Here is a 16,947-nt window from a genome sequence, read left to right on the forward strand (position 1 = left end):
GATGAGCAAGCACACGCTCGAGATCAAGGGACTCACCGTCTCGGTCGAGACCGAGGACGGTCCCAAGGAGATCCTGCGCGGGGTCGACCTCACCGTGAGGTCCGGCGAGACGCACGCGATCATGGGTCCCAACGGCTCCGGCAAGTCGACGCTCGCCTACAGCGTCGCCGGCCACCCGAAGTACACCATCACCGGTGGCACCGTGACGCTCGACGGCGAGGACGTGCTCGCCATGTCCGTCGACGAGCGCGCCCGCGCCGGCCTCTTCCTCGCGATGCAGTACCCCGTCGAGGTCCCCGGTGTGACGGTCAGCAACTTCCTGCGCACGGCCAAGACCGCGATCGACGGCGAGGCTCCCAAGCTGCGCACGTGGGTCAAGGACGTCAAGTCGGCCATGGGCAACCTCAAGATGGACCCGGCCTTCGCCGAGCGCAGCGTCAACGAGGGCTTCTCCGGTGGCGAGAAGAAGCGCCACGAGATCCTCCAGATGGAGCTGCTCCAGCCCAAGATCGCGATCCTCGACGAGACCGACTCCGGTCTCGACGTCGACGCGCTCAAGGTCGTCTCCGAGGGTGTCAACCGCGCCAAGGAGGCCAGCGACGTGGGGGTGCTGCTCATCACCCACTACACGCGCATCCTGCGCTACATCAAGCCCGACTTCGTGCACGTCTTCGTCGACGGCAAGATCGTCGAGCAGGGTGGCCCCGAGCTCGCCGACCGTCTCGAGGACGAGGGCTACGACCGCTACGCCACGACCGTCCCGGCCGTGCAGGCCTGAGGGAATCACACCAGATGACTTCTGCTGCAGCGTCGTTCACGGATCAGGAGCTCACCGCACTGCGCGGCGAGTTCCCCATCCTGGCGCGCACCGTGCGCGACGGCAGTCCCCTCGTCTATCTCGACTCCGGGGCCACCTCGCACAAGCCGGTCGCGGTGCTCGACGCCGAGCGGACGTTCTACGAGCAGCACAACGCCGCGGTGCACCGTGGGGCGCACCAGCTCGCCGAGGAGGCGACCGACGACTTCGAGGCCGCCCGTGCGGCGGTGGCGTCGTTCGTCGGCGCACCGGCTGACGAGGTCGTCTTCACCAAGAACGCGACCGAGGCGATCAACCTCGTCGCCTACGCCTTCTCCAACGCCTCGCCGACCGGCGGCCCCAAGGACGAGCGTTTCGTCCTGGGTCCGGGCGACGAGATCCTCGTGACCGAGATGGAGCACCACGCCAACCTCGTGCCCTGGCAGGAGCTGGCCCGGCGCACGGGAGCGACGCTGCGCTGGATCCCGGTCGACGACGAGGGCGCCCTCGACCTGCGCGGTCTCGATGACCTGCTGACCGAGCGCACCAAGGTCTTCGCCGTCACCCACGTCTCCAACGTGCTCGGCACGATCAACCCCGTGAGCGAGCTCGCAGCGCGGGCTCACGCCGTCGGGGCCCTCGTCGTCGTCGACGCCTGCCAGTCCGTGCCGCACCTGGCCGTCGACGTCGCCACCCTCGGTGCCGACTTCGTCGCCTTCAGCGGCCACAAGATGTATGGCCCGATGGGGGTCGGGGTGCTCTGGGGCCGCGCCGAGCTGCTCGAGGCCATGCCGCCGTTCCTGACGGGCGGGTCGATGATCGAGCTCGTGACGATGGAGCGCTCCACCTACGCGCCCGCCCCGCAGAAGTTCGAGGCCGGGGTGCCCAACGCCGCCCAGGCCGTCGGTCTGGCGGCCGCTGTCGACTGGATCGAGCGGGTCGGCATCGAGCGCATCCACCGGCACGAGCTGCACCTCGTCGAGCGGCTCATGGCGGCCCTCGCCGCGCGCCCGTGGGCGCGCGTCGTGGGGCCGGCCGCGGTCCAGCCGCGCGGCGGTGCGGTCGCGTTCGTCGTCGAGGGCGTGCACGCCCACGACGTGGGCCAGATCCTCGACGACGCCGGCGTGGCCGTGCGCGTCGGCCACCACTGCGCCTGGCCGCTGCACCGAGCCCTCGGGGCGGCTGCCACGACACGCGCCTCCTTCGGCGTCTACAACACGACCGCCGACGTCGACGCGCTCGTCGAGGCCCTCGACCGGGTGCCGGTGGTCTTCGGCCTCGACCTCGAGAGGACGGCGAGCTGATGGACCTCTACCAGGAGCTCATCCTCGAGCACTCCAAACGGCCCCACCACGCCGGCCTGCGCGAGCCGTTCGACGCCGAGGTGCACCACATCAACCCGACCTGCGGCGACGAGGTGACCCTGCGCGTCGAGCTGACCGGATCGGGTGACGACGCCGTCGTGCGTGACGTGTCCTACGTCGCCCAGGGCTGCTCGATCTCCGTCGCGAGCGCCTCGGTGCTCGCCGAGGAGACCATCGGCCGGCCGGTCAATGAGGCGCTCGAGACCTACGAGGCGATGCGCGACATGCTCACCTCGAGGGGCAAAGTCACGGGTGACGAGACGGTCATCGGCGACGGCGTGGCCCTCTCCGGCGTCTCGAAGTATCCCGCGCGCGTCAAGTGCGCCCTCCTCGGCTGGACCGCCTTCACCGACGCCCTCGCCCGCAGCGGCGTCGACATCAGCACGACCACCGATTCGACACCCAGACAAGGAGTCTCGTCATGAGCCAGACGAGCGAGCAGACCCCGACCAACGTCGCCGACATCGAGGAAGCCCTGCGCGACGTCGTCGACCCCGAGCTCGGCATCAACGTCGTCGACCTCGGCCTCATCTACGGCGTGACCGTCGACAGCCAGTCGCACGCCGTCATCGACATGACCCTGACGTCGGCGGCGTGCCCGCTCACCGACGTCATCGAGGACCAGGCCGCGCAGGCCCTCGAGGGCCTCGTCGCCTCGCACCGCATCAACTGGGTGTGGATGCCGCCGTGGGGCCCCGACAAGATCACCGAGGACGGCCGCGACCAGCTGCGCGCCCTCGGCTTCAACCTCTGACCGACCGCCGACGCCGACCGCGCCGATGACGTCACCGACCCGCGTCATCGAGGTCGCGCCGGAGCGACTCGACCGCTGGCTCGCCGGCTTCGCCGAGCGACACGGTCACACCGACGCCACCGAGGAGAGCACTCCCGGTGGCGTCGTCGTGTCCGCGCACGCTGCCGACGGATCCTCTGTCGTGGCAACGCCCTTCGCCCACGACCCGCTCGGTGTCGTGCTGGTGCGACGCGGGGGGTATGCCGTCGGCCTGGCCTCCGGGGGCACGTTCTCCGCCTCCAAGGTGGGCACCCGCCACGTGCAGTCGCGCACGGCGGCCGGAGGCTGGTCGCAGCAACGCTTCGCGCGTCGCCGGGGCAACCAGGCCGATGCGCTGGTCGACGCCGTCGTCGGTCACGCGCGGCGCATCCTCCTCGGGGACGACGAGTCACCACCCACGAGGGGCTCCGCCCCCCGTGTACCCCCCGGTCACAGCCGCCCACACGGCATACCTCGGGGCCTGGTCGTCGGGGGAGACCGCACGCTGGTGCGTGAGGTGCTCGAGGCGTCCGCGTTGCGCGCTCTGGCCGGCCTGCCCGTGCGCGAGTTCTACGACCTGCCCGACCCCAAGCGGGACGTGCTCGAGACCGCCCTGCGCCGTGGCCGCGCGGTGCGCATCGCCCTCACCGAGGCAGCCACCCCCAACTGAGTCGAGTGGGCACTTTCCACCGGCGCTCAATGTCGAGTGGGCACTTTCCACCGGCGCTCAATGTCGAGTGGGCACTTTCCACCGGCGCTCAATGTCGAGTGGGCACTTCCCACCGGCCCCCAATGTCGAGTGGGCACTTCCCACCGGGCCCCCAATGTCGAGTGGGCACTTCCCACCGGGCCCCCAATGTCGAGTGGGCACTTCCCACCGGGCCCCCAATGTCGAGTGGGCACTTTCCATCGCCCGGAAGTCGATGGAAAGTGCCCACTCGACGGGGGAGGGGATGGAAAGTGCCCACTCGACGGGGGAGGGGATGGAAAGTGCCCACTCGACGGGGGAGGCGATGGAAAGTGCCCACTCGACGGGGGAGGGGATGGAAAGTGCCCACTCGACGGGGGAGGGGATGGAAAGTGCCCACTCGACGGGGAAGTCTGGGGCCTCAGCTGACGGTCTGGACCCCGAAGGTGTTGCACTGGTTGATGTCGCCGGTGCGGTAGCCCTGCGTGAACCACTTCATCCGGGCCTCGGCCGAGCCGTGGGTCCAGTTCTCCGGGGTCACGCGGCCCTGCATCTTCTCCTGGATGCGGTCGTCACCGACGGCCGAGGCCGCCGAGAGGCCGGACTTGATGTCCTCCTCGGTGATCTCGTTGAGCAGCGGCGTGCCGTTGGCGTCGGTCGTCTCGGTGGCGTGCTTGACCCACGTGCCGGCGAGGCAGTCGGCCATCAGCTCGATGCGCACGGCGCCGGAGTTGGGGCCCTGCGGGTCCTGCTGGGCGCGGTTCAGGATGCCGAGGAGGTTCTGGATGTGGTGGCCGTACTCGTGCGCGATGACGTACTCCTTGGCGAGCTGGCCGCCGTCGGCGCCGAACTTGCTCTGGAGCTCCTGGAAGAAGCTGGCGTCGACGTAGACCTTTGAGTCGAGCGGGCAGTAGAAGGGGCCGACCTGCGAGTTGGCCGTGCCGCAGCCCGAGGAGGTCTGGCCCTGGTAGATGACCGTCTTGGCGGGCTCGTAGTTCATCTGGTACTTCGGCAGCTGCTTGGTCCAGTAGTCCTGCACGCTGTTGACGGTCGCCACGACGAGGCACACGTCGTTGCGGTTGGCGTCGGCACCGGTCTTGCACGCGGCGATCGACGCGTCGGGCACCTGACCGGCCGCGGAGACCTGGTCGCTCTGCAGTTGCTGGGAGGGCAGACCTCCCGAGCTCGAGCCGCCGGAGTCACCGCCGCCGAGCACGTTGCCGCCGAAGATCAGGGTGAGGATGAGCAGGATGAGCCCGCCGATGCCACCGCCGACCTGGATGCCGCCGGGAAAGCCACCGCCACCGCCGCCGCCCCTGCTGCCGCCGGACTCCACCTGTGAGGTGTCGAGCTGGGCGCTGTCGTTGAAGCTCATGGACCGCTCCTCGTGCTGGGGACCGGGGGTCGCCCCGATCCGGTCGGGATCACCCTAGTGCGCGGGGGACCCGTAGCCGTATGTTGCCACGGCTACCTGTACCCGGTCCGGCTTCGGTTCGCGCGCGGCGCAACGGTCAGGTGACGATGACGGCGTCCGGGGTGGTCGTCGTCAGGCGCATCCGCACCGGCACCTCGTCGCCGACCTGCGGGGGAGCGACGCCGTCAGGCAGCGCGAGCAGGCTGCACTGCATGTGGGGCGGCTCGGCGAAGCGCGGCATCGTGCCCGAGACCGTGAAGGGCGAGCGCACCCGGTGGGCCGCCTCGAGCACGCCCTCGGCGACGGCGATCGCTCGCGTGCGTGCCGTCGCGGCCGACGACGGGCTCTCCATCGCGACGCCGTGCGACGTGCCGCCGCTGACGACGACGAGGTGACCCGCGCCGACCGGGCGCTGCCGGTAGCCCACCCGCGTGCCCTTGGCGACGGGCCGCACGTCGAGCACGTGCGCGCGCACCTCGTAGGAGGCGGGGTCGGCGTACCAGAGGTCCGTGCCGATGCGGGGCAGCAGCTCCACGCCGGTATGCCGTGCGGCCAGGGTCTCGAGCTCCGTCGCCGACACGTGGGAGACGAACCAGCGCCGCACCTCGGGCACCGCCGAGACGAAGCGGCTGATCTCCTCGACGTGGCCCGTGCCGAGCGGCAGGTGCAGCGTCACCGCCTCGGCGTCGGCGTCGGCCACGAGAGCGCCGACCTCCGCCACCGCCGCACCGAAACGGTTCATCGACGTGAGCGCCTCGACGACGACGCGGGCGCCCGGCGACTCGGCGCGCAGTGCCTCGAGGTCGGGGCGGGTCGTCACGGTGTGGACGACCCTGGTGCTCGCAAGGTCCGGCAGCCCGGCGTGCACGGCAGCGCGGAAGGGCTCCATGACGAGCACGTCCTGCCCGAAGGCGCCGAGGGCCGTGGGCAGCTCGGCATAGGTGCCGACCGCGACCATCGGCACGCCGAGCCGCGCAGCCTCGCGGCACAGCAGGTCGCGACCGAAGCCGTAGCCGTTGCCCTTGATGACCGGCACGACTCCGGGGTGGTCGGCGACGAACCGGTCGTGCGAGGAGCGCCAGCGCTCACCGTCGACGTGCAGCACGAAGGACACAGGTCACCGCCGCTTCATGTAGAGGTCAAAAGCCTTGTAGAGCAAGCGATTGAGCGGGAGGTCCCACTCGCCCGCGAGTCGCACGGCCTCACCACCGGTGCCGACCTTGAAGCGGATCAGCCCGATGTGCGGGTTGTCGGTCGCCACGGTGTTGGTGATGCCGCGCAGGTCGTAGACGGCGGCGCCGGCCGCGAGCGACTCGCGCATCATCCGCCACTGGATGGCGGTCGAGCCCTGCAGCTCGCGCTTGGCCGCGGTCGACGCGCCGTAGGAGTACCAGGCGTGCTCGCCGACGCGGATCCAGATCGTCGCAGCCAGCACGTCGCCCTCGTGCTCGGCGAGATAGACGCGGATCCGCTCGGGGTCCTCGGCCGACATCACGGCATACATGTGCTCGAAGTACTCGCGTCCGCGCGGCGTGAAGCGGTCGCGCTCGGCGGTCTCGACGTAGACGCGGTGGAAGGCCGCGATGTCGCTCGCGTCACCGACGCGCACCTGCACGCCGTTGCGTTCGGTCTTCTTGATGTTCCGGCGCCACAGCTGGTTCATGCCCGCGAGCAGGTCGGCCTCGCTGCGGCCCGCGAGCGGCACCTGGAAGACGTACTCCGGCTGCCCGGCCGTGAAGCCGTCGTCGGCGGAGAGGTGTCGGAAGCCCAGCCGCCCCAGCGTGTCGACGACGGAGAGCCCCACGGTGTCGGAGGTGCTGGGACGCGCGTCGTCGTAGCGTCGCACCGCGTCATCGGCGATGGCCTCCTTGATCGTGGCCGCGTCCCAGCGGTGCGTCGCGACGGGCGGGCCCAGCCGCAGCGCGAAGGCGCCCTTGGCCTTGAGGTGGTCGCGCAGGGCGCGCAGCAGCTCGACGAGGCGCGGCGACCCCCAGTCGATGCACGGCCCCTCGGGCACGTAGGCGAGCGACCGCTTGACCCGTGGGAGCGACCGGTGCAGCACGAGCGCCGCGCCGACCATCCGTCCGCCCTCGAACCAGCCCACCGACTCGTGCCGCCAGTCGCGCTTCACCTCGCCCCACGCCGGGGTCTGCAGGAAGCTCGCCCACGGCTGCGTGCGCAGCCAGGCGAGGTGCTCCTCCGCGGAGATGTCACGGACGGTGATGGGGGCGTTCACGGTCGCTCACGCTACCCGAGCGCGACCGCGCCGCCGCACACCTCGCCCCGCCCGGCGGCATACCGCAGCCCCGCGCCGGCCTCACGGCAACGGCCACCCCAGCCGGTATGCCGGGTGGCTCAGCCCCAGCCCATCGTGCGCGGGTCGGGGGGCAGCCGGGGGTTGAGCAGGTGCGAGACGAGGGCGGTCCAGCCCGTCTGGTGCGTGGCGCCGAGTCCCTCACCCGTGTCTCCGTCGAAGTACTCCGAGAAGGTCGGGTGCTCGCTCCACAGCGGGTCCGCGGAGGCCTCGATGCGCTTGCCGTCGGACGGGCGCCGGCCGTCGATGGGGCGGAAGAGCGCCGTCAGGCCGCCGTCGATGAGGTCGGCGGCGTCCTCGAGCGTGCCCCAGTTGCCCGACCCCGTCGGCAGCTCGATCGTGAACGAGTCGCCGAAGTATCGCCCGTAGGTGCGCAGCTTGTCGGCGAGCAGCACGTTGACGGGGAACCACACCGGGCCGCGCCAGTTGGAGTTGCCGCCGAACATGCCGGTGCGCGACTCGCCGGGCTCGTACTCGATCGACACCGTCTCGTTGCCGACGGTAGCGGTCACGGCCTCCCGGGTGGCCGCCGAGAGCGAGCGGATGCCGAAGGGCGAGAGGAACTCGTCGCTGTCGAACATCCGCTCGAGGATGCGCCGCAGCCGCTTCGGCGGCACGAGGGTGAGCAGCATCTTGCCGTCGTCGCGGCGCAGCATCGGCTTGACGAGGTCGGGGCGCCGCTCTTGCAGCCACTCGAAGTTGCGCGTGACGTCGGGGCACTCGTCGACGACCCACGGGGGCACCTCGGTCGCGCCGAGGATCGGGAGCAGGCCCACCATCGAGCGCACCCGCATGTGCGGCGCGGTGCCGTCGGGCTGCACGAGGACGTCGTAGTAGAAGCCGTCCTCCTCGTGCCACAGGCTCTTGTCGCTGGAGCCGAAGTGGCGCATCGCCTGGGCGATCGAGAGGAAGTGCTCGAGGAACTTCGTGGCGACGTCGTCCCACGCCTTGTCGGTGCGGGCCAGCTCGAGCGCGATCTTGAGCATCTGCTGGCAGTAGAAGGCCATCCAGCTCGTCGCGTCGCTCTGCTCGAGCCGGAAGCCCGGCGGCAGGGGAGCGGAGCGGTTGAACAGCCCGATGTTGTCCATCCCGAGGAAGCCGCCCTCGAAGAGGTTGGAGCCGTTGGCGTCCTTGCGGTTGACCCACCACGCGAAGTTGAGGAGCAGCTTGGTGAAGACGCGAGTGAGGAACTGGCGGTCGCGGTAGCCGTCGATGCGGTAAACGTGCCAGGCCGCCCAGGCGTGCACCGGAGGGTTGACGTCGCCGAACTCCCACTCGTAGGCGGGCAGCTGGCCGTTGGGGTGCATCGCCCACTCCCGGCACATGAGGACGAGCTGCTCCTTGGCGAACTCCGGGTCGACGTGCGCCAGCGGGATCGTGTGGAAGGCGAGGTCCCACGCGGCGAACCACGGGTACTCCCACTCGTCGGGCATCGAGATGACGTCGGCGAGCGCGAGGTGCTTCCAGTGCTCGTTGCGGCCCTTGAGGCGGGCGGCGGGCGGCGGCGGGGCGGCGGGGTCGCCCTCCATCCACCGGGCCACGTCGTAACGGTAGAGCTGCTTGCCCCAGAGCAGGCCGGCATACGCCCGCCGTGCGACGTGGCGGTCAGGCTCGCTCAGCGAGGGGTGGATGACATGGCCGTAGAACTCGTCGGCCTCCGTCCGGCGGGAGCCCAGGACGGCGTCGAAGTCCTCGCCGAACCAGTCGATGCTCGGGTCGCGCGTCGCGAGGCGCAGGTCGACCGTCACCGTCTCGCCGGGGGCGACAGAGTCGAATCGATACCAGAAGGCGCACTTCGAGCCGTAGCCCGAGGGGTTGACCGCCTTGGCGCGGCCGTGGACGACGCGCTGGTTGATGGCGTCCTTGGGATAGAGCGACTGGTTGGCCAGGGCCTGCTCGCCGAAGAGGTGCTTGGCGTTGGTCTCGTTGTCGCAGAAGAGCGCCGTGGGCGAGCCGGCGGCGGCGACGACGTAACGGCCGAGGAAGCCGTGCGACACCTCGGCCGCGCGGAAGCCGCGCGGCGGCCGGCCGTTGCGCCGGATCTCGTGCAGCTCGGTGACGCGGTCGTCGAGTCCCCACGACCACGTGTTGCGCAGCCAGATCGTCGGGAGCACGTGGAGCGGCGCCGCTTCGGGACCGTGGTTGGTGGCGGTGATGCGGAGGCACACGTCGTCGGGCCCCGCCTTGGCGTAGGTCATCATGACGTCGAAGAACTCGTGCTCGTCGAGGATGCCGGTGTCGCCGAGCTCGAACTCGCGCTCGTCACGGGTGCGCTCACGGTTCTCGCGGCGCAGCTGCTCGTAGGGGAACTCCTGCTGGGGGTAGCGGTAGAGCCACTGCATCCACGAGTGCGTCGGCGTGCCGTCGATCGCCCACCAGTACTCCTTGGCGTCCTCGCCGTGGTTGCCCTCCTCGTTGGTGAGGCCGAAGAGGCGCTCCTTGAGGATGGGGTCCTTGCCGTTCCACAGCGCGACGGCGACGTTGAGGAAGCCGAAGCGGTCGCTGATGCCGCCGAGACCGTCCTCGCCCCAGCGGTAGGCGCGCGACACGGCGTGGTCGAAGGGGAAGGCCGACCACGCGTTGCCGCTGGCCGAGTAGTCCTCGCGCACCGTGCCCCACTGCCGACCCGACAAATAGGGACCCCAGAGACGCCACGGGGCGTCGGCTCCGGCTGACTCCATCAGCCGGGCGTGCTCGGCACCCTGCGGTTCGCCGGGTGGCAGTGGGCTGTTCATGGGCACATGGTGCTGCATCCGTGTGTCGCCGCGGTTACGGGTCTTGACCTTCGACCGGGTCGAGGGCCCAGTCTTCTCGTCGTGCCCGCCGTGCCCGTGTCCTTCGCCCACGACCACGACCGCCTCCTGACCATCGGCGAGGTCGCGCGTCGCAGCGGCCTCAGCGCCAGCGCCCTGCGCTTCTACGACCGGGAGGGCGTGCTCGTGCCGGCCGACGTCGACGCCCTGACGGGCTACCGGAGGTATGCCGTCGCGCAGGTCCGCGCCGCGCGTCTCCTCGCATCGCTGCGCCGGGTCGGTATGCCGCTCGCCGAGGTCGCGCTCGTGCTCGACGAGGACGCGCGGGGGGCGTCCGGCGCCGCGGCGGACGTCGTCACGGCCCACGAGCAGCGCCTCGTCGACGGGCTGGCGGACGCGCGGCGCGAGATCGGGAGCACCCTGGCCCTCCTCGCCGAGCGCGACCTCGTCGTGCCGGAGGCCTGCCGGGTCGCGGTCCGCGCCGGAGGCCTCGCCTCGGCGCTCGCGTCGGTCCGGTTCGCCGTGGCGCCGGGGGAGCCGGTCGCGGGCGCCCCCGACGGGGTTGACCTTGGAGTGCTGACGGGGATCCTCGTGGAGGTGTGCGGCGATGAGGTGCGGTGCGTCGCCACCGACCGCTACCGCCTCGCCGTCGGATGGGCTCCCGTCGTCGACCCGCCCGCTGCCCCGCCTGACGAACCGGTGACCGCGGTCGTCCCGCTCGGCTGGGCCGACCGGGTCACGGGCGCGTGCGCCGCCGTCGGCGCCGACTCGGTCGTCGAGCTCGAGCTGCGGCCGGGTCGGGTGGGTGCGACCGTCGACGGTGACCTGGTCGCGACGCCGGTGCTCCCGGGCTCGTTCCCCGACTACCGGGGGATCGTGACGGCCGACGCGGGTCGGGAGGCGGTCGACGCGGCTGGCCTGCAGGCGCGCCTCCCGGTGGAGAGGCAGACGGTCGGTCTCGTCGTGCGCGACGGCTCCGTCCACGTGGCAGTGCAGGACGGCGCGGGCGCCGACGACGCCGCCGACCTCTTCGTCGACCCGGAGTTCCTCCACGAGGCGCTCACCGTCGCTGGTGTCCGGCCCACCCTCGTCCTCGACGGACCGCACCGGCCGCTGGCGATCCGGGGTGACGGCGCCGGCTTCTCCGTCCTCATGCCCGTCGCCCCGGACGGTCCCCGCCCGTGAGCGTTCTCGTGCACCTGTGCCGCGGCTGCGGCCACCAGCAGGCGTGGCACGAGTCCGGCAACGGCGGCTACACGCCGTGCCAGTGCTGCCGTGCCGGGACGGCGGACCCCGACCCCACACCGACGCTGCTGCCGACGGCGACCTCGCCCGGCGGCATTCCCGAGCCCCTGTGGGAGCCCGGCACGCAGCGCAACGTCGGCACGATGCACACGACGAGGACCTGCGGGTGTGCGGCGTGCCACGAGGCCGCCGCAGGGATAACGCGTCGAGAGCACCCCTCGGGCGCTGGCAGAATGGAGAGGTCATTCGGCCGCTGACGTAGTGCGGCACCAGAGAGGAACTGCCGTGATCGTCGCCACCGGGATCGAGCTGCGCGCTGGGGCGCGCCTGCTCGTCGAGGACGCCAGCTTCCGGATCGATGCGGGCGACCGCATCGGTCTCGTCGGGCGCAACGGAGCGGGCAAGACGACCCTGACCAAGGTGCTCGCCGGCGAGGGCCAGCCCGCCGCCGGCACGGTGACCCGCACCGGCGCCGTCGGCTACCTGCCGCAGGACCCACGCACCGGCGACCTCGAGATGCTCGCCCGCGACCGCATCCTGTCGGCCCGCGGACTCGACGCCATCGTGCGGCAGCGCTCCGAGGCCGAGGCGAGCATGGGCAGCGACGACGAGAGGGTGCGCGACAAGGCGATGCGCCGCTACACCCGCCTCGAGCTGGAGTTCGAGGCCCAGGGTGGGTATGCCGCCGAGTCCGAGGCCGCGTCGATCGCCAGCGCCCTCAACCTCGAGGAGCGCATCCTCGGCCAGCCGCTCGGCACCCTCTCGGGAGGTCAGCGCCGCCGTGTCGAGCTGTCGCGGATCCTCTTCTCGGGCAACGAGACCCTGCTGCTCGACGAGCCGACCAACCACCTCGACGCCGACTCGATCGTCTGGCTGAGGGAGTATCTGCGCGCCTACAAGGGCGGGCTCATCATCATCAGCCACGACGCCGAGATGCTCGATGCCGTCGTCAACAAGGTCTACCACCTCGACGCGAACCGCTCGGCCCTCGACGTCTACAACGTCAACTGGAAGACCTACCTCCAGGCCCGCGAGACCGACGAGAAGCGGCGCAAGCGCGAGCTCGCCAACGCGACGAAGAAGGCCGGTGCCCTCATGGCGCAGGCCGACAAGATGCGCGCCAAGGCGACGAAGGCCACGGCGGCCCAGAACATGGCCAAGCGCGCCGAGCGTCTCCTCGCAGGCGTGGAGGGCGAGCGCCAGACCGACAAGGTGGCCAAGCTGCGCTTCCCGAAGCCGGCGGCCTGTGGCAAGACGCCGCTGCGGGCATCGGGGCTCTCCCGGTCCTACGGCTCGCTCGAAGTCTTCACCGACGTCGACCTCGCCATCGACCGCGGGTCCAAGGTCGTCGTGCTCGGCCTCAACGGTGCAGGCAAGACGACCCTGCTACGGATGCTCGCCGGAGTCGACGCCCCCGACACGGGCGAGGTCGAGCCCGGCCACGGGCTGCGGCTCGGCTATTACGCCCAGGAGCACGAGAACCTCGACGTCAGCCGCACCGTCCTCGAGAACATGAAGTCGGCCGCGCCGGAGCTCGGCGAGACCGAGGTGCGCAAGGTGCTCGGCTCCTTCCTCTTCTCCGGTGACGACGTGCACAAGCCCTCCGGGGTGCTTTCCGGTGGGGAGAAGACCCGGCTCTCGCTCGCGCTCCTCGTCGTCTCCGCCGCCAACGTGCTGCTGCTCGACGAGCCGACCAACAACCTCGACCCCGCCTCGCGGGCCGAGATCCTCGGGGCCCTGTCGACCTTCGAGGGCGCGGTCGTGCTCGTGACGCACGACGAGGGCGCCGTCGAGGCGCTCGAGCCCGAGCGCATCCTGCTGCTCCCTGACGGCGTCGAGGACCTCTGGGGCCCGGACTACATGGACCTCATCTCACTGGCCTGACGGGCGGACGTGACCGCGCGACACTGAGGTCATGACCACCGGTGAGCAGGCATCCGCGACGCGCTTCGTCATCATGCCGGACGTGGCGCTACGCCTCGCCGCCGGTGAGGTGCTGCTCCGGGAGGGTCACAGCCTGGTCGCGCCCACCCTGCTGCGCTCGCAGGTGCTCGCGCTGCTCTACGGCGCGACGCTGCGGGGCGAGCTCACGCGTCGTGACGCGGACCGGCAGCTCGACCACCTCCGCGCCCTGCGCGTCAGGCTGCTGGGCGACCGGGTGCTGCAGCGCCACGCCTGGACGGTGGCCGAGCAGCTCGGCTGGTCCGACACGTTCGACGCGGAGTACGTCGCGCTCACGCAGCTGCAGGCCGATGTCCTCGTCACGCTCGACCCCGAGATCGCCACGGCCGCTGCGGGCTTGGTCACGGTGGCGGACATCGACGTGTTGCTCTGAGCGTGGTGCCCCCTGAAGCATAAGCAAACAGTTTGGGTCACATAATGGACGGTTATTGTATCTGGCGGCTTCCCTGAGCACACTGAGGTGCATGCCCACCGACCACCACCTCACCTGCCCGTTCTGCACGGGCGATGACGTGACGCCGTTCCCCGATCCCACCGCCGCGTGGTCGTGCCTGGACTGTGCCCGCGTCTTCCGGGTCGAGCTGGTGCAGCCCGCGTCGGTGACCGGGTGGGGCGTGCTGCGGGTCGTGCCGCCCGTACGCGTCGCCGTGGCAGCGTGAGCTGACCCACCTCGGCGCCGCGCGCCCTGGCGAGGTCGTCGGCCGCGGGTAGCCTGCGAGCCATGACGACCGACGCGAGCCACCCGCACCCTCACCTGCGGATCCAGACCGACGGCCCGGTGCGTGTCGTCACCCTCGACCGGCCCGACAAGCGCAACGCCCAGACGCCCTCGCTCTGGCGCGCGCTCGCCGAGGAGGCACGCACCCTGCCCGACGAGGTGCGCGTCGTGGTCCTGCGCGGCGAGGGCGATGCCTTCTCCGCGGGCATCGACACGGCGATGTTCAGCCCGACGGGCATCGAGGGCGAGGTGAGCATGGGCGAGGTGGCCGCCCAGGGGTCCGAGGGGATGCACCGGGCCATCGCGGCATACCAGGAGGGGTTCACGGCGTGGGGCGAGTGCTCGGCGCTCGTCGTTGCCCAGGTGCACGGCTACGCCATCGGGGCCGGCTTCCAGCTGGCCCTGGCGGCCGACCTGCGGGTGGCCTCGCTCGACGCGTGGTTCGCCATGCGCGAGACGAGCCTCGGGCTGGTGCCTGACCTCGGCGGCACCGGACCTCTCGTGCATCTCGTCGGCTACGCCCGCGCGCTGGAGATCTGCGCCACGGGCAGGCGGGTCAGCGCGCCGGAGGCGCACGCCATGGGTCTGGTCAACGCGATCGCGCCGGCCGCCGACCTCGACGAGGCGACCTTCTCGCTGGTGCAGCACGTGCTGACGGCCCCCGACGCGGCGGTGCGGGCCCTCAAGCCGCTGCTCCGGTCGGCCGTCGTGTCCGACCGCGACACCCAGCTCGCCGCCGAGCGGGAGGCGCAGGGCGGGCTGCTCCGCGCCCTGCTGGGCGGCGCCCCGAGCTGAGCGAGGCCCGCCCCCGGGACGCCTGAGGCGCCCCGGGGGAATCGCTGTCACCACCTCGCGGTTGGATCGGGGGAGGACAGGAGGTCGGTGGATGGGCATGCAGCCATGGATGGCGATGCGTTCGATGTCGCGGGACTCGTCGGTCGCCGAGCGCCGGCTCTCGCCGGGCACGCGTCGACGCGTCCTGACGTATGCCGCCCCCTACCGCCGGGCGATCATCGCCTTCCTCCTCGTCGTGGTGCTCGACTCGATCCTCGTCGTCACGGTGCCGCTGCTGCTCAAGAGCCTCGTCGACGAGGGCGTCATCCCCCAGGACTCCTCCGTCGTCATCCGGCTCTCGCTCATCGTGGCGCTCATCGCCGTGCTCGACGCCGTCCTGACGGTCGTCTCCCGGTGGTACTCCTCACGCATCGGTGAGGGGCTCATCAACGACCTGCGCACCCAGGTCTTCGCGCACGTGCTGCGCCAGCCGATCGCCTTCTTCACCCGCGCCCAGACCGGCTCGCTCGTCTCCCGCCTCAACAGCGACGTCGTCGGTGCGCAGCAGGCCTTCACCTCGGTGCTGTCCAACGTCGTCTCCAACATCGTCTCCGTGGTGCTCGTCGTCGGCGCGATGCTCGCCCTGTCGTGGCAGTTGACGCTCGGCTCGCTCCTGCTGGTGCCGCTCTTCCTCATCCCGGCCAAGCTCATGGGCAAGCGCCTCGCCGAGCTCGCACACCGCCAGATGAATCTCAACGCCGACATGGGCACGCGCATGACCGAGCGCTTCAACGTCGCGGGGGCCCTGCTCGTCAAGCTCTTCGGCTCGCCCGTGCGCGAGCAGCAGGAGTATGCCGAGCGCGCGGGGCGGGTGCGCGACATCGGCGTGCAGATCGCCTTCAACCGCACGATCTTCATGGCCGCGCTGACTCTCGTCGCCGCGCTCGCGACCGCGATGGTCTACGGCTTCGGCGGCATCATGGCCGTCAACGGCACGCTCTCTGTCGGCACCCTGCTGGCCCTCTCGGCGCTGCTCGCGCGGCTCTACGGTCCGCTCACCTCGCTCTCCAACGTGCGGGTCGACATCATGACCGCGCTCATCTCCTTCGAGCGGGTCTTCGAGGTGCTCGACCTCGAGCCGCTCGTCACCGAGAAGGCCGACGCGATCGAGCTGCCCGCGGGTTCGCTCGATGTCGAGCTCGACCACGTCGGCTTCCGCTACCCCTCCGCCGACGAGGTGTCACTGGCATCCCTCGAGTCGGTCGCCTCCGGCGACCGTCGCGGCAGCGGGGTCGTGCTGCACGACATCACCGTCTCGGTGCCGGCCGGCGCGCTCGTCGCCTTGGTCGGCCCGTCCGGCGCCGGCAAGACGACGCTCACCTCGCTCGTGTCGCGGCTCTACGACCCGACGTCGGGGTCGGTGCGCATCGGTGGCGTCGACCTGCGCGACGCGACGCTCACGTCACTGCGTGACCGCGTCGGGGTCGTGACCCAGGAGGCCCACCTCTTCCACGACACGATCCGCGCCAACCTGCTCTATGCACGGCCGGGCGCCAGCGACGACGAGATCCAGGCCGCGTTGCGCGCGGCCCAGATCAGCTCGCTCGTCGACGAGCTGCCCGAGGGGCTCGACACGGTCGTCGGAGACCGCGGCCACCGCCTCTCGGGCGGTGAGAAGCAGCGGCTCGCCATTGCACGGCTGCTCCTCAAGGCGCCTGACGTGGTCGTGCTCGACGAGGCCACCGCCCACCTCGACTCCGAGTCGGAGGTCGCCGTGCAGCGTGCCCTCGACGCCGCCCTCCATGGGCGCACGTCGATCGTCATCGCGCACCGGCTCTCGACGATCCGCCAGGCCGACCTCATCGTCGTGCTCGACCACGGCCGCGTGGTGCAGATCGGCCGTCACGCCGACCTGCTGGCCGCGGGAGGGCTCTATGCGCTCCTGCACGCCACCCAGTTCGACGAGGGCCGGCGAGACCATGCCGGCGACTCGGACGACCTCGAGGAGGCCGTGGACGCCCCCGACGTCCTCGGCCGCGTCTGAGCCACGGGGCCTCACCACGTCGAGTCCCGCGCGCTTGATCGAGAGAGCGATCCCGCGCGGCGCACCCCGCAGGCCCCACGCCTAAAATCGAGAGAGCGATCCG

15 protein-coding genes are annotated in these 16,947 nt (G+C 71.1%); 11 read left to right on the plus strand and 4 right to left on the minus strand.

Annotated features, from left to right (window positions below):
* The first annotated feature begins 1 nt into the window (after position 1).
* From sufC to LG278_RS10410, 5 genes are read left to right on the plus strand one after another with little or no spacing between them, the layout of a single operon-like run.
* Positions 2–778 carry a Fe-S cluster assembly ATPase SufC gene (gene sufC / locus LG278_RS10390; protein ID WP_404386800.1) on the plus strand — a complete coding sequence of 259 codons (777 nt, stop codon included), beginning with the start codon at positions 2–4 and terminating at the stop codon, positions 776–778.
* 14 nt (positions 779–792) lie between these two features.
* Positions 793–2,100: a SufS family cysteine desulfurase gene (locus tag LG278_RS10395; RefSeq protein ID WP_404386802.1), complete on the plus strand. Its 1,308-nt coding sequence runs from the start codon at positions 793–795 to the stop codon at positions 2,098–2,100.
* Complete coding sequence (gene sufU, locus LG278_RS10400; protein WP_404386804.1) at positions 2,100–2,585, plus strand: Fe-S cluster assembly sulfur transfer protein SufU; 486 nt, start codon at positions 2,100–2,102, stop codon at positions 2,583–2,585. The genes LG278_RS10395 and sufU overlap by 1 nt, the downstream gene beginning before the upstream one ends.
* Complete coding sequence (locus LG278_RS10405; RefSeq protein ID WP_404386806.1) at positions 2,582–2,914, plus strand: metal-sulfur cluster assembly factor; 333 nt, start codon at positions 2,582–2,584, stop codon at positions 2,912–2,914. The genes sufU and LG278_RS10405 overlap by 4 nt, the downstream gene beginning before the upstream one ends.
* 25 nt (positions 2,915–2,939) lie before the next feature.
* Positions 2,940–3,602, plus strand: coding sequence for a Vms1/Ankzf1 family peptidyl-tRNA hydrolase (locus LG278_RS10410; protein WP_404386808.1), 663 nt, complete (start codon positions 2,940–2,942; stop codon positions 3,600–3,602).
* A 439-nt stretch (positions 3,603–4,041) separates the two neighbouring features.
* On the opposite strand, the gene LG278_RS10415 is transcribed toward LG278_RS10410, so the two are convergent.
* The 4 genes from LG278_RS10415 to LG278_RS10430 form a co-directional block, all read right to left on the minus strand.
* The gene (locus tag LG278_RS10415; RefSeq protein ID WP_404386810.1) at positions 4,042–4,995 is read right to left on the minus strand and encodes a neutral zinc metallopeptidase; all 954 of its coding nucleotides are present in this window, start codon (positions 4,993–4,995) and stop codon (positions 4,042–4,044) included.
* Positions 4,996–5,131: 136 nt separating this feature from the next.
* On the minus strand, positions 5,132–6,148 hold the full coding sequence (locus tag LG278_RS10420) for an alanine racemase (protein WP_404386812.1): 1,017 nt from the start codon (positions 6,146–6,148) through the stop codon (positions 5,132–5,134).
* A 3-nt stretch (positions 6,149–6,151) separates the two neighbouring features.
* Complete coding sequence (locus LG278_RS10425) at positions 6,152–7,270, minus strand: lipid II:glycine glycyltransferase FemX (RefSeq protein ID WP_404386814.1); 1,119 nt, start codon at positions 7,268–7,270, stop codon at positions 6,152–6,154.
* Between the two features lie 119 nt (positions 7,271–7,389).
* On the minus strand, positions 7,390–10,083 hold the full coding sequence (locus LG278_RS10430; protein WP_404386816.1) for an MGH1-like glycoside hydrolase domain-containing protein: 2,694 nt from the start codon (positions 10,081–10,083) through the stop codon (positions 7,390–7,392).
* A gap of 81 nt (positions 10,084–10,164) precedes the next feature.
* On the opposite strand from LG278_RS10430, the gene LG278_RS10435 reads away from it, so the two are divergent.
* From LG278_RS10435 to LG278_RS10460, 6 genes are all read left to right on the plus strand, one after another.
* Complete coding sequence (locus LG278_RS10435) at positions 10,165–11,286, plus strand: MerR family transcriptional regulator (RefSeq protein WP_404386818.1); 1,122 nt, start codon at positions 10,165–10,167, stop codon at positions 11,284–11,286.
* Between the two features lie 345 nt (positions 11,287–11,631).
* Positions 11,632–13,230, plus strand: coding sequence for an ABC-F family ATP-binding cassette domain-containing protein (locus tag LG278_RS10440; RefSeq protein WP_404386820.1), 1,599 nt, complete (start codon positions 11,632–11,634; stop codon positions 13,228–13,230).
* 31 nt (positions 13,231–13,261) lie between these two features.
* Positions 13,262–13,681, plus strand: coding sequence for a type II toxin-antitoxin system VapC family toxin (locus LG278_RS10445; protein ID WP_404386822.1), 420 nt, complete (start codon positions 13,262–13,264; stop codon positions 13,679–13,681).
* A 91-nt stretch (positions 13,682–13,772) separates the two neighbouring features.
* On the plus strand, positions 13,773–13,967 hold the full coding sequence (locus tag LG278_RS10450) for a hypothetical protein (RefSeq protein WP_404386824.1): 195 nt from the start codon (positions 13,773–13,775) through the stop codon (positions 13,965–13,967).
* Positions 13,968–14,029: 62 nt separating this feature from the next.
* Positions 14,030–14,821, plus strand: a complete 792-nt coding sequence (locus LG278_RS10455; RefSeq protein WP_404386826.1) for an enoyl-CoA hydratase/isomerase family protein — start codon at positions 14,030–14,032, stop codon at positions 14,819–14,821.
* A gap of 91 nt (positions 14,822–14,912) precedes the next feature.
* A complete protein-coding gene (locus tag LG278_RS10460; RefSeq protein ID WP_404386828.1) occupies positions 14,913–16,844 on the plus strand; it encodes an ABC transporter ATP-binding protein in 1,932 nt (643 codons plus the stop codon).
* The last annotated feature ends 103 nt before the right edge of the window (positions 16,845–16,947 follow it).

Source organism: Humibacillus xanthopallidus, assembly GCF_044793955.1.
Taxonomy (GTDB): Bacteria; Actinomycetota; Actinomycetes; order Actinomycetales; family Dermatophilaceae; genus Humibacillus; species Humibacillus xanthopallidus_C.